The sequence below is a fragment of the Methanosarcina sp. UBA5 genome, assembly GCF_002505485.1.
GTDB lineage: Archaea > Halobacteriota > Methanosarcinia > Methanosarcinales > Methanosarcinaceae > Methanosarcina.
This window is the reverse complement of record NZ_DAVG01000021.1, coordinates 1-11,702: the sequence shown is the minus strand read 5'-3', so window position 1 is coordinate 11,702 and position 11,702 is coordinate 1. Positions and strand designations below refer to the sequence as shown.

Genomic DNA, 11,702 nt, shown 5'->3' with positions numbered 1-11,702 from the left:
TGTAAAAAAAGTGCTCCGATGGAGCTTCAAACTTGATGTTCAATGCCCCAGATACCTTTAAATATTAAATATCCTTAATATTTTGGTATAAAGAGGTCGATTAGATGGGGCTCTATAAGATAAACGTACAGGCAAGGATAGATTCATTAGATGACTCTGGGTTGTCAAAAGAAAATATAAAACTAATAAAAAATTTCGTTCATAGCTGTTATACTGAAGGCTTATCTGATCAACGGGTTTTGAAATATATTGCTACTTTAAAGAGTATTGGACTTTTAATAAACAAAGATTTTGACAAGGTCACTACACCAGATATTGAAGAGCTCTTAATTGCAATAAACAAAAAAACAGAAAGCGAAGCAACGAGACATGATTATAAAATTGCGCTGAAGAAGTTTTATAGGTGGCTATGTAAAGGAGAAGAGCCTGAGCTTACTAAATGGTTTACTACCAGTACTAAAAATAAGGACAAAAAGCTGCCTGAAGACATGCTAACAGAAGAAGAAATTATAAAAATGATTAATGCTGCACCAAATACCCGTGACAAAGCTATGATAGGCTTATTGTGGGATATTGGTGCCCGGATTGGGGAAGTGGGTACGTTAAAAATTAAGCATGTCAAATTCGATGAGTATGGAGCGGTCATACTTGTTAATGGTAAGACAGGCCCAAGAAGAGTTAGAGCTGTCTGGAGTGTCTCATACTTAATGAACTGGCTAGAAGAGCATCCAGAAAGAGACAATCCAGAAGCTCCTTTATGGTTTAACCTGTCACGCAGGAAAAAAGGTCTTGAGGGAATGCGATATGATGCTATCAGAATGCAGTTGCAAAGGATAGCAGAGACTGCTGGAATTAAGAAAAGGATTCATACTCACCTCTTCAGGCATTCAAGAGCAACATATATGGCAAACCATCTGACAGAGGCTCAAATGAATATGCATTTTGGATGGGTCCAGGGCTCTAATATGCCTAGCATATATGTCCACTTGTCCGGTAGGGATGTAGACCAAGCGGTTTTGAAGGCAAATGGTATTGAAATTAAAGAAGAGGAAAACAAACCTAAAATTAATGTTTGTCCCAGATGTAAGAGCATTAATACTCCGAACAATCTTTTCTGCTATAAATGCGGTGCTGTTTTAACACTTAAGACTGCAATGGATTTAGAGGAAAAGGTTAAACCTGTCGATAATAATCTCAATGAATTACTGGAATCAAAAATTAATGAGCTAGTTGAAGCAAGGCTCAATGAATTGCTAGCTAAAATGAAATGACTAAAAAAAGCAGACAGTCCGCCATTAATTGATTGACGTTATTCCAAAATAATCGAAATACATATTTTGGCTCTTTCTTTTCTATTATTTTTAGCGTTAATGAGGCCAGTCTGTTGTGTGAATGGAGTTTTGGAATACATAAGAAATTTTTCCTTTAATCTGTATTTTGACACCTTACTGTAGGTCGTTATTTACCCAAAAAGCTCAAGGGAATGTACTCCTACAGGTCATATAATCTTAATATTATATGTATAATGTATAATATTAAAAATATAGGTAAAATTGAGATAATTGTGAATGGTTGCTTAAAAACAAGAAAGAGCTACTGAAAGTTATTTTCTCATAAATAAAGACATACAAAAAACATTAAAATATAAGGGGAATGTGGGATATGAAAAGCCAAATCAAAAAGACAATAATTATTTTGTTTGCAGTCTTGTTTGTAGCAACATTGACAAGTGCTGCGGCAAGTGCACAACCTTGTCATGGACCGAAGCCTCATTGTCAGCCTGGACAGCATCTGATCTGTACCATGGACACTGGAAATGTATAGGACATCCAACAGGATTTTGTCGTGGACCAATGCCTCATTGTCAGCCTGGACAGCATCCGTTCTGTGACCATGGACACTGGAAATGTGTATGAGGTCATGGTAGTGAGAAGGCAGTAGATCAATGAGAGAGATCTATTTTTAGGTTAGAGCAGGGTAATCTATAGAGAAAGAAAGAGTGGCTGAAATAAAGCTTGAAAACGATTCTTATAATCCTAAATAACAACGCAGTAATAGAAGATGGGAATAACAAAGGATGAGAATTTACTTCTCCTCTTATTTTTTGCATATTTTTGTCCTTACTAATTTTAAATTCTCATTGCTGTTATCTAGTAAAGGCACAGTTCGAATTATAAGGCATCATAATTTACGAATTTTCCACCCTTGTCTAGAAATTCATGTTCAATTTCTTGAAGTTTGTTGTTTTGTATGGTAACCAATTTTTTACCTCTAAGAAACTCGGGTGCAACCTCAATGCTTTTATAATAATGTCTCAGTATCTCAATTTGCTCATCTGAGACTTCATTTTTCATTTGTTTTACATATTCCTCTGCTTTCCTGTTAAATCTTCCATTCAGTATATCAACGCTAACACAAGCCTTAAAAGCCATGTCAATACCAAAAATTGTTTCATTTATTCTAACAAAACTGTCTGGATTATCGTTTATTATAAAATGCATTGCATATACTTCTTCGTTTGACATTCGGACAATGCTTCTAATACGATTCTTCATCCTTTCCTCATCATTCATAAGAAAAATTTTAAAAAATTCAGTGGATAATTTTAATTTTTCCTTCAGACTCTCCTTATTTACTTTAATATGCGATTTAATCTTTTCAATCTGTTCTACGTACTCCTCCTCAGTGGAATTATATATTAAGTCTGAATGTTCTCGAAATATAGTTTCTAAAACGAACTCATTTCTTTGCATTTTTAATGTTAATCCGGGATATTCTTCCAACATTCTCCTTAAGTTTTCAATGTTGAAGTCTATTGAATATAATGTTGGAATATTACCTACCCTTTTTTCCTCTTTCACTCTTTCACTTTTAATATATCCTTCCTCTTCGAGTTTTTTTAAGTCTTTATGAATTATATTATACCGAGCAATACCTTCTGAATCAACGTAGCCTAACTTATATGCTAAATCTGCAGTCGTTTTACAAGAACTTAATAAAAAACCTAATATTTTCCCTTTATTCGTCTTTTTTTGCATATTATAAAGAAGTTAGAATCAATATTATAATATATCGGTTAATAGCCGATAATCGACAAATTTCGATCAGTTACCGATATATCAGTATTAAATCTAGATTTACCAACTCATAAAGTATATATTGTTATAATGTGTATTCGTATTACAATTAGTCGGTAATAAACCGATTAATTGCCGATACCTTGTAATTGCTCAGGATACGGGCAGAGTACTAAAATATAAATGTAAAAATAAATATTAAGTGCGACATGAAATCAAGTATCAGTAAAGTAGGAGATGATAAATACGTTTGATTTCGGACAGAGAAAAATAATCAGACAAGGGGGAAGCTACATGATTTCGCTTCCGATGCAGTGGATGAAGTCGATCAACCCAAAAATGAGAACTGTAACAATAGAACTGGACAGCGAAAACAGACTGAGAATTGTAGCCGGGAGCACCCTCCAAGATACGACCGGCTCCAATAATATTCAAGGTCGTGAATATCAATGAATACTACTCTTGCAAATGATAAAAAAGTATCTATCGACAGCGAGCTGGACCAACATATGCCTAAGGCTTTTCAGACCATGCTCAAAATTGAGCAAATGGCTCAGGCACGCCTCGAGGAAATACTAGATTCCATTGAAAGAGGAGAAACAACTCTTGAGGCTATAAAACGTAAAAGGGGACTTATTTGATGCCAGAAGCAGAATATAATATAATGGATTCTGCAAAAAGGTATACGGGTCTAGGCTGGATAGTTCATCCTCTGAGCTCCCCATACACCAATGAAAAAACCGCAGGTAAAAGACCAATAGAGAGAGCCTGGCAGGAAAGGGACAACCACAGAACAGAAGCCGAGATCTTAAATTTCTGGGGACCTGGTGCGAAAGAGCCTTTTAATATTGGTCTGCAATGCGGGAAACGTTCCGGTGTTCTTGTTGTAGATGTGGATGACTGGAACCCTGCCATTTGGCAATATCTCACAGAGGGACTTAACGTTGAAGACTGGCTGATATCAAGACGCACAGAAGGTCGAGCACATTTATTTTTTAAGTATACTCCCAAGCTACCCTCACAAAAGCGCCACGATTTGGGAATAGAAATGTTATCAGATGGGAGTAACGTAGTCCTCCCCCCTAGCAGACACAAAACAGGCTCTTATTATCAATTTGATCGAGAGCCTATGACCCCAGAGGACCTGCCTGATATGCCTGACGAACTGATACAGAGGCTCAACACGCTATTTACGACAAATAACAAGCTTAAGTCTACCCTAGGGAGATGTAAGCCATGCCTTCGAGATATATTTATGGAGCACCAGAAAAACCATAATATCAGAGATTGGCACGGCGCTGAAGGAAGACAGCTTACTATCGCTCTTCTTGCAGATATGGGAGCAAACGGAGCTGATGCGGAAGTAATGGATCTGGTATGTAAGTACATTTTTAGGGAACAGTACGATAGAGACCAGACACTAAAAGAGCTCTCATATATCGATGCAGAAAAGCCGTGGAAATGTGAGACCATAAAAACGAAGCTTGCAGATATCACAGTAACAAGTGGGAATCCTACCGCCTCAAAATGTGAAAACTGCAATTTCAGAAATCAAAACTCTATGCAGAAGCCCGACAGACAGGTAGAAAAAGACACCGAAGCTAAAGGAGAAGACCCATATAATACAGATTTCGACGAGAAAGATATACCCCCTGAAATAATAAAGCAAGCAGAAGAAGAGGCAGAGCGGATACTTGCTGAAGGAAACCCGATAAAATACATACTAGATGTTATACAGAAAAAACATACGGGAGATCAGGATACACAAGAAGCGATAGCAATATCAATTGCCTGTCAGTCCTGTCTTAATACTGCAGGCTTGCAGATCTCAGTAAATGGAGAAAGTGGTAGCGGCAAATCACATGGTTTAAAAGCACATTTGCACCTGATCCCGCGAAGATGGAAAAGGGAAACGAGCCTTTCAGCAAAAGCAGCCTACTATATGGGACTTACTCCAGGTATGATTCTATTTTCAGATGATAAAGACCCTGACCCAGATTTTGAGGAGGTCATTAAGAGGGCAGTTACTAATTTCCAGCAAGAAACTGTTCATACAACTGTAAAGGACCTCGCTCTAAAACGGGTAGTAATCCCGCCTCGGATTAACTGGTATCTCACCAGCGTAGAAAGCCATGTCTCGGACCAGCTCCTTAACAGGCAACTAACCTTCGACGCAGACTCAAGCCTTGAGCAGGACAATAGGGTGTTTGAACTGCAGAAAGCTGAAGCCCTCCTGGGAGGGACTCTTGAAGAGGTAACTTTCGAAGTTCTGGTATGCCGTAGAATTTACGGCAAAATTAAAGAAAATCTGTTTAAGGTTAAGATACCTTTTGTGGACAATATAGATATAAGGGACAAATCAAACAGGCGGCTTTTTCCGATGTTTCTTGATATGATCCGTGGCTACTCGATTTTTAAGTTTAAGCAGCGAGAGCTGGATGAAGAGGGTTATCTGCTTGCAGATATTGAGGACTTCAAACGGGCTAAAAGACTTTTCGAGATGCAGAAAGAGAACGTTGTATCAAAGCTAAATGCAAAGGAAACTAAAATAATAAATTACATTTCACAACATGAAGACTGCACTATTGCAGGTATAGCGGATGCAACTGGATACCCGTACAGCACAGTTTTCAGGATTTTAAAAGGACGGGCGGACAAACCTGGAAGCTCGGGGTTACTAGGTAAAGTAAAAGGGCTCATAGTAGTTGACATGATAATAACCGAAGCCCAAGCAAATGGAGACAGCAAAGGCAGGAAAGCAGAACATTTCAGACTTAAGAAAAGCAATATATTTGATCTGTTAGACAGTGAATTTATATTATTGAAAGAAGTTTGAGTGGAAGACATCACCCAAATATTTTTTTTCATTTTTTCCCTTATATTTCCTTTTTTCTCCCCAAGTTTTCCCGTAAAAACGACATCATGCGAATTTATTTTCCCAAAAAAGAGAAAGTAAGCCAAATGTTTAACACCATTTTTTAAACTCCGTACAAATAATATAGTTGAAAAAAAGCAACAGTAATTATTTTTAAGGTGCTCTTGCTGTGGACATTTGGGAATATAATTCCTCAGTTCTTTAATATAGTGCCTATTATTAATGATTTGCCTATTAAACTGTTATGGAAATAAAGGGTAGAAAAAGGGATAAAAAGAAAAATAATTCCTAGTAGGCAGCGGTACTTTAGATCACATATTGTTCACTAGAGAAAAACAACGTGCTGATAAAACTATAAATCCGATGGAAAGGAGTAGATTAGGTATAAAAGTATATATTGTCTTTGAACTATATACTAGTAAATATATGATAGATAAGTGACAATTGTTTATAAAGGAGATCGATGAAAATCACAAGCCAGCCCACCAAAAAACCTTTAAACCTACTCACGCGAGAATCACTCCTAAGAGCCAACTCTGAATTGATAGAGAAATTACAAGAGAGACTAAGAGGCAGACGTTTTAGGCCCCAAGAAGGAGACGGTATAAAACTTGCATATATGCGGGTTTTCATTCAAGCTTTGCAGGTCCAAAACTCCATACTTAAGGATTCAGAACTTGAAGAAATGAAGGAAAGACTTGAAGCTGTGGAAGCTATGCAGGCTAGAAGTCTAGCAGAAGAGCAGGTTTACAACTCAGATTTTGAAGAACAAGACGAATATCTGGAGTAATCAAGGAGTCTACAGGATGATAACGACTGCATCGGTAAAAAATAGGCTTAAAACACTTGAGCAAGGTCCAGATGTGCAAGAATCAAAAATATTCTTTATAGATGGAGGGTCAGATGAGGCTTTGACAAAGGCTCAATGGGAGGCTGTCACGGCCTGGCAACGGACCCATCCCTGGGGGCAAGCTCATGTAATAGTTTGTGAAGAAGTAGGCCCAGGTAGATGTATTCATAACAATAAGAGTGTGTGAATAATAATATTGTTGTGTCTGTTAGTTAAGGTATGATAATCAAAAACAGCATCGCTAGTTAGATTTTTCTAAAAATAAGCTATTACTAGAACTTCCACCAAGGCTTATTTTCCCCAGGCACCTTAATGGCTTACTGATTAATCAAGCTCTGGACCTGACATATAATTATTGTGCATGGTCTTAAGGTCCTCTTCTCTCTGGCTGGCCTTCTCAAGGTCTGCTTTTAATGTAGAGTTATGCTTTTCTATCTCTTCTGATCTTGTGCGCAGATACACAGTCATACAGATTTTTAGGCACCATGGAATTAACCCTAACCTTGTCTTCCTTCTAGCTCATTTTGTCATACATGGACGGGTAAAAAGTGTTTTTTTGTTCATCCTTGCGAGTATGGAGCCAAACATCGACATGACTTCACTTAAATAAGCCATTTATACATAAAAATGCGCCGAGAATCAAAGAGTATAATATAGATGAATTTGTGAGCTCAAAGTTCGAAAAATATTAACTCTGTTCACTTATCATCCTCAATGTTTAACATCTTTTTCATCCTAGCAAGTTCTGCCAGGTCCTCTTCGGTTAATGGGCTTGCCTTGGTAAAGGTTACACCTTCACAGGTCATTGTAAACCGGCGCCTTGGGTCGTCTGGGTGTAAATCAAAGCCTTCCTCGTCCGGTTCTGCCATCCGTGGCCAGATTTCATCCATGTAAGCATATTGTTCTTCAATCGTCTTGAAGTTCCTCGGGTCAAAGGTCCGCCGCCGTTCTTTCATTTCCTCTTCGCTTAGGGCCGTGTAAAATCCTCCTTGTACTCTTGACGCTTACGGTTTATTTATAACCAGACTTATCAAAAATCAGTATCAAAACGGCTTATTCTAAGCCCCGTGGTTGAGTTTTTATTGTGTGGGAATACAAAAGACCTCGGACCGTTCAGAAAACTCTTTGTAGAGGCTTAAAATGAGAGGCTTGAACACGCAATCCTCTAATATATTCCATGGAGTTCAGGGAGGCAATATTATCTGTTTTCCCTGGATCTGAACGTATACGCAGAATGTTAGAGGAAAATTCTTTCTCTTCAGGTTATTCCCTTTCAGAAAGTGGAATAACTTCGATTTCTCCTTCTCTTATGGTTACCCTCCTCGAGGCTGGAAGGGCGGATACGTTACTCAGAGTGGCGAAGGGTGCAGAAGAAAAACGGCAACTTTATGAGATGTGGAAGACGGAAGTTTACGAGGGATAACAATGAGTCAAAGACCTTCAACCAGACCAAGCAAAACGCAAGAATGGCCTGCAGAACATGGCAGGCTTACTCTGCATCTGAAGCCTTCAGATAGGGTGCTCTTTCGGAAGGTAACAGATAGAGGTCTTCCTGAATCTGTAGATAGTGCAAACGTAAGGAAGAAGTGCACTGTTATTACCGGGCACAAGGATGTTGAAGGCCTGCAAGAGGCTGAGAAATCCGGACCTATTGAGATGTTCATAGGGCAGAGCCTGGAAGTCTCAGACCAGGCCCAGATATTTTCCTGTGTTGCAGATTCCAGGGGATTGCTGTCTTCTGTGGGACTTCCACAGGCTGGAAAGGATGTTACTATTATCCTATACTTCAAGAGCCTGAGGAGACTCAGAAGGGCTCCGGGGAAGAAGAGAAAATTAAAAAGCTGAGGACAAAAATCAATAAAGTAGAAGTTGAACTAGAAAAGCTTACAGAAGAATAAAATATCCTGACAGAAAGCAGAAGGTCATAATTTTTTAAAGCGATATTACGAAAGCCGAAACTTCTCTCATGAAACTTCTCTCTGTATTAACATTACAATTTCTCTAACCTTTTTAACATTTTATTTAAAAAAGTTGATGTTATAGGTGAGTTTTTCATGGTTCTTTTTGAGCAAGTACGCGGAAAAGATTGTGAACGGGAAGGTAGAGACAAGAGCTTCACTTCCATGGAAACGCTTGAGTAAGCGTGTATTCAGTTTCATTATTTCATCTATATGTATTCTATTTGTCTGATACTTGATATTTACCCTGTTCCAATGTCAAGTATTAATAAGTCACAAAAACTTCCAAATATCATCAGATATTAACGCATCGAAAGGCTTTATATGCGCTTTTAAAAAATCATCAGATAGCATATTTGGCCGTCTATCAAGATAATATACTCCATCAAGTTTGCATAATTTCACTGTGTATCCCTTGAAATGACCAATTAGGAACGTTGTACTTACATTATACTGCCCTCTTATTAATTTTCCACGTTGCACATCATGTAGAAAAATAGCTATGTGTGGAACTTCATGGTCCGTGAGGTTGCAGTATAGGAACCTATCAATGAATATCTTATCAATTCGATCTTTCGATGTTGTTTTTATTGAACCAATAAGCTTTTCATTGTTGCTCTCATCCTCTATGACCATATCATGTTGATACTGCATCGTAAATTGTTCTTCACCGTCAATAATTACTGGTACACTATGGGTCAGACTCCTACACTTTACACCTATGTCATTTATGAAGGTCAATATGAACTGTTCAAAAAGATCCCCATTCACTTTTTTTGATTGATTCTCACCAATACTATCCAAAATAAAACCGATACATTGCTGTGTAGTGTATATCACCCTATTTACAAGCTCACGTTCTTTATTTGTGTGCAATCCTTTGTTGGTCCGAATGATTTGAATTTCTTGTTTGAATTCAGCAACTTTTTTAGGATATTGATCTGAAGAATATATTAAGTTTGTATTAAAAGGCCTTGTGATGTTTCCTCCGTCACTGTCATCGTAAACAAAAAAATTGTAGTTTTTCTCGTTCCTAGCTATGAGCCTCTGTGTGTTATTCTCGACATAATTAAGCGCATCTACAGAAAAGTCCAAGAAGTCTTCAGTGGACGAAAAGTTTTTTGAAGTTACCATATTCAATAATTCAGAAAGATTATTCATACATACTGAAATAATTCAGTATAATAATATTCTTTCGGTTTTATTATGTACAAAATGTAAGAAGAGTGGAGTTATCGAATACTCTTTCGTCGTTCCTCATTCTTCCGGTCATACCAAAAATAATCGTCTTCTGACATATATTGGACGTTTTGAATACGTTTTATGGCCCACTCATTGTATTCACAATTAACATCACACCCTAACCATTTTCGGCCAAGCTGCTCTGCCACAACTAAAGTTGTTCCCGACCCTGAAAATGGATCCAGCACTAGATCACCAGGGTTCGAAGACGCCATTACAAACTTTCGTACAAGTTCCTCTGGTTTCTGAGTAGGATGTCTCGTGCATTCTTGGCTACCATTGCAAGTTGTTGGGATCTCAAGTACATCTTTCGGTTTCGCACCTCGTGGGTTTGGTATCCAATTGTCCCGGTGTTTTCCGTTTCCATATTGACTCGTCTCTGCTTGTGGGTGCGACGGGTATTTCAGAGTATGATTCCCATACGGAATTCGGACCATATCCGAGTTCATGGTGAAAGTCTTCGACTTTCTAAGATGTAAGATACTCTCGTGGGATCTGCCCCAATCATTCCCAAGATTAGCCTTATTTTTGTAATGCCAAATTAACCACTTGCATCCTTTAAAATATTGGGACGCTGGCAACCTGAGATCCGCTAATATTTCTGAAAAACCACATACATACAGAGTCCCCTGTGGCTTCAGAATCCGTGCGACCTCAGAGATCCACTTCATGGACCATTCAATGTATGCCTGCTGAGACTCGAACGTATCCCATTCAGCTTTTTTAATATTATACGGAGGATCTGCAAAGACAAGATCAATTGTTTCAGATTTCAAAGTTTTCAGCCATTCAATCGAATCACCACAATACAATTGTCCATTTGGGTGCTCGTACTGTAGACTAATTGCTTTTTTCTCCGTGGTCCAGTTATCTAATGTCATCATTTGTCTTTTCCATATCGAAAAAGACGTTTTTAAAGTTTTCGATCTCCTATTTTGTTTGCGGCAAAAGATATATTGTTGATAGTTCTTAATATAAAGAGCTCTTCGCTGTTTCGAGTGAGCAATTTATACCAACTTCCTATATATTAGAGTGACATTCAAATATTTAGAAAATTTTGTTGTTACAAATTGCGTTTAAGCTCGATGCTTTTCATTTTGGTCGGGCAACTGTGCAACTACGCAATTATTTGCCAACTCACGTAAAACAGCGAAGAGTTATATAAAGTCTATTTTTTAGGAGCATAACCGCGAACTTCTAAGCAATATGTATATTAACCTAAGGTAAAACATCCGCTTAAGATCTGGTAACTTAGATATCCATCTTACCGCAAGTCAAGATAAGTGTAAAAATTAAATCATGAGCAAAAATAAGAGCTAATAAGAAAGCTTGATGCTAGAAATGCGATTCGAACGCACGAACTCTACGAGACCAGGCTCTGAACCTGGCGCCTTTGACCTGGCTGGGCACTTCTCGCATGTTGTCTTGTATTACTGTTAAATAAAACATAGTCCTCTATGTTATACTCTGAAATTAGCACTGATCAATGAGTTTCCCATAAAAGAACCACAGATGGAAATGGATAAACACATATCGATAGATAAAACAATAGATCTTTGAAATAATCCGTAAAAGAGGATAGAGTTTCAAATTAATTTCATAGGTTTTATACCTTTAATGAGATACTAAGGCAAGATTGTGACAAAATAGATTAAAGTGCTTTGAACAAAAATTTAGATGCTCCGATGGGGATTCGAACC

14 protein-coding genes and 1 tRNA gene are annotated in these 11,702 nt (G+C 37.8%); 9 read left to right on the top strand and 6 right to left on the bottom strand.

Annotated elements, in window-relative coordinates:
- The first annotated feature begins 104 nt into the window (after window positions 1–104).
- Together BP621_RS02125 and BP621_RS02120 are read left to right on the top strand one after the other, a co-directional pair.
- Window positions 105–1,271 carry a tyrosine-type recombinase/integrase gene (locus tag BP621_RS02125; RefSeq protein WP_292387713.1) on the top strand — a complete coding sequence of 389 codons (1,167 nt, stop codon included), beginning with the start codon at window positions 105–107 and terminating at the stop codon, window positions 1,269–1,271.
- Between the two features lie 384 nt (window positions 1,272–1,655).
- Window positions 1,656–1,916, top strand: a complete 261-nt coding sequence (locus tag BP621_RS02120) for a hypothetical protein (RefSeq protein WP_292387712.1) — start codon at window positions 1,656–1,658, stop codon at window positions 1,914–1,916.
- A gap of 255 nt (window positions 1,917–2,171) precedes the next feature.
- Here BP621_RS02120 and BP621_RS02115 read toward each other — a convergent pair whose 3' ends face one another.
- On the bottom strand, window positions 2,172–3,038 hold the full coding sequence (locus BP621_RS02115; protein ID WP_292387711.1) for a hypothetical protein: 867 nt from the start codon (window positions 3,036–3,038) through the stop codon (window positions 2,172–2,174).
- 333 nt (window positions 3,039–3,371) lie between these two features.
- On the opposite strand from BP621_RS02115, the gene BP621_RS02110 reads away from it, so the two are divergent.
- The 5 genes from BP621_RS02110 to BP621_RS02090 all read left to right on the top strand — a co-directional run bounded on the left by BP621_RS02110 (window position 3,372) and on the right by BP621_RS02090 (window position 6,989).
- The gene (locus tag BP621_RS02110; RefSeq protein ID WP_292387710.1) at window positions 3,372–3,530 is read left to right on the top strand and encodes a hypothetical protein; all 159 of its coding nucleotides are present in this window, start codon (window positions 3,372–3,374) and stop codon (window positions 3,528–3,530) included.
- Window positions 3,527–3,718 (top strand): hypothetical protein, encoded by a 192-nt coding sequence (locus tag BP621_RS02105; protein WP_292387709.1) that lies wholly within the window; start codon window positions 3,527–3,529, stop codon window positions 3,716–3,718. Before BP621_RS02110 ends, BP621_RS02105 begins: the two co-directional genes overlap by 4 nt.
- Window positions 3,718–5,913 carry a bifunctional DNA primase/polymerase gene (locus BP621_RS02100; protein WP_292387708.1) on the top strand — a complete coding sequence of 732 codons (2,196 nt, stop codon included), beginning with the start codon at window positions 3,718–3,720 and terminating at the stop codon, window positions 5,911–5,913. Before BP621_RS02105 ends, BP621_RS02100 begins: the two co-directional genes overlap by 1 nt.
- Before the next feature lie 502 nt (window positions 5,914–6,415).
- Entirely contained in the window at window positions 6,416–6,742 is a 327-nt protein-coding gene (locus BP621_RS02095; RefSeq protein ID WP_292387707.1) for a hypothetical protein, read from the top strand.
- 16 nt (window positions 6,743–6,758) lie between these two features.
- The gene (locus tag BP621_RS02090) at window positions 6,759–6,989 is read left to right on the top strand and encodes a hypothetical protein (protein ID WP_292387706.1); all 231 of its coding nucleotides are present in this window, start codon (window positions 6,759–6,761) and stop codon (window positions 6,987–6,989) included.
- Between the two features lie 137 nt (window positions 6,990–7,126).
- Here BP621_RS02090 and BP621_RS02085 read toward each other — a convergent pair whose 3' ends face one another.
- Window positions 7,127–7,270, bottom strand: a complete 144-nt coding sequence (locus BP621_RS02085; protein ID WP_292387705.1) for a hypothetical protein — start codon at window positions 7,268–7,270, stop codon at window positions 7,127–7,129.
- Between the two features lie 230 nt (window positions 7,271–7,500).
- Window positions 7,501–7,671, bottom strand: a complete 171-nt coding sequence (locus BP621_RS02080; RefSeq protein WP_292387704.1) for a hypothetical protein — start codon at window positions 7,669–7,671, stop codon at window positions 7,501–7,503.
- Between the two features lie 308 nt (window positions 7,672–7,979).
- On the opposite strand from BP621_RS02080, the gene BP621_RS02075 reads away from it, so the two are divergent.
- Both BP621_RS02075 and BP621_RS02070 read left to right on the top strand, forming a co-directional pair.
- Window positions 7,980–8,225 carry a hypothetical protein gene (locus BP621_RS02075; protein WP_292387703.1) on the top strand — a complete coding sequence of 82 codons (246 nt, stop codon included), beginning with the start codon at window positions 7,980–7,982 and terminating at the stop codon, window positions 8,223–8,225.
- Between the two features lie 2 nt (window positions 8,226–8,227).
- Window positions 8,228–8,647: a hypothetical protein gene (locus BP621_RS02070; protein ID WP_292387702.1), complete on the top strand. Its 420-nt coding sequence runs from the start codon at window positions 8,228–8,230 to the stop codon at window positions 8,645–8,647.
- 386 nt (window positions 8,648–9,033) lie between these two features.
- Here the strand turns inward: BP621_RS02070 and BP621_RS02065 are convergent, their stop codons facing one another.
- The 3 genes from BP621_RS02065 to BP621_RS02055 all read right to left on the bottom strand — a co-directional run bounded on the left by BP621_RS02065 (window position 9,034) and on the right by BP621_RS02055 (window position 11,419).
- A complete protein-coding gene (locus BP621_RS02065) occupies window positions 9,034–9,894 on the bottom strand; it encodes a hypothetical protein (protein ID WP_292387701.1) in 861 nt (286 codons plus the stop codon).
- A gap of 98 nt (window positions 9,895–9,992) precedes the next feature.
- Window positions 9,993–10,886 carry a DNA-methyltransferase gene (locus tag BP621_RS02060; RefSeq protein ID WP_292387700.1) on the bottom strand — a complete coding sequence of 298 codons (894 nt, stop codon included), beginning with the start codon at window positions 10,884–10,886 and terminating at the stop codon, window positions 9,993–9,995.
- A 449-nt stretch (window positions 10,887–11,335) separates the two neighbouring features.
- Window positions 11,336–11,419 (bottom strand) — tRNA-Leu (locus tag BP621_RS02055).
- Window positions 11,420–11,702 lie beyond the last annotated feature (283 nt).

Coding starts and splice junctions, on each gene's coding strand:
- BP621_RS02080 (WP_292387704.1), bottom strand. CDS start 7,671: ATGGCAGAACCGGACGAGGAAGGCTTTGATTTACACCCAGACGACCCA.
- BP621_RS02110 (WP_292387710.1), top strand. CDS start 3,372: ATGATTTCGCTTCCGATGCAGTGGATGAAGTCGATCAACCCAAAAATG.
- BP621_RS02065 (WP_292387701.1), bottom strand. CDS start 9,894: ATGGTAACTTCAAAAAACTTTTCGTCCACTGAAGACTTCTTGGACTTT.
- BP621_RS02075 (WP_292387703.1), top strand. CDS start 7,980: ATGGAGTTCAGGGAGGCAATATTATCTGTTTTCCCTGGATCTGAACGT.
- BP621_RS02100 (WP_292387708.1), top strand. CDS start 3,718: ATGCCAGAAGCAGAATATAATATAATGGATTCTGCAAAAAGGTATACG.
- BP621_RS02115 (WP_292387711.1), bottom strand. CDS start 3,038: ATGCAAAAAAAGACGAATAAAGGGAAAATATTAGGTTTTTTATTAAGT.
- BP621_RS02095 (WP_292387707.1), top strand. CDS start 6,416: ATGAAAATCACAAGCCAGCCCACCAAAAAACCTTTAAACCTACTCACG.
- BP621_RS02105 (WP_292387709.1), top strand. CDS start 3,527: ATGAATACTACTCTTGCAAATGATAAAAAAGTATCTATCGACAGCGAG.
- BP621_RS02085 (WP_292387705.1), bottom strand. CDS start 7,270: ATGACTGTGTATCTGCGCACAAGATCAGAAGAGATAGAAAAGCATAAC.
- BP621_RS02090 (WP_292387706.1), top strand. CDS start 6,759: ATGATAACGACTGCATCGGTAAAAAATAGGCTTAAAACACTTGAGCAA.
- BP621_RS02125 (WP_292387713.1), top strand. CDS start 105: ATGGGGCTCTATAAGATAAACGTACAGGCAAGGATAGATTCATTAGAT.
- BP621_RS02060 (WP_292387700.1), bottom strand. CDS start 10,886: ATGATGACATTAGATAACTGGACCACGGAGAAAAAAGCAATTAGTCTA.
- BP621_RS02070 (WP_292387702.1), top strand. CDS start 8,228: ATGAGTCAAAGACCTTCAACCAGACCAAGCAAAACGCAAGAATGGCCT.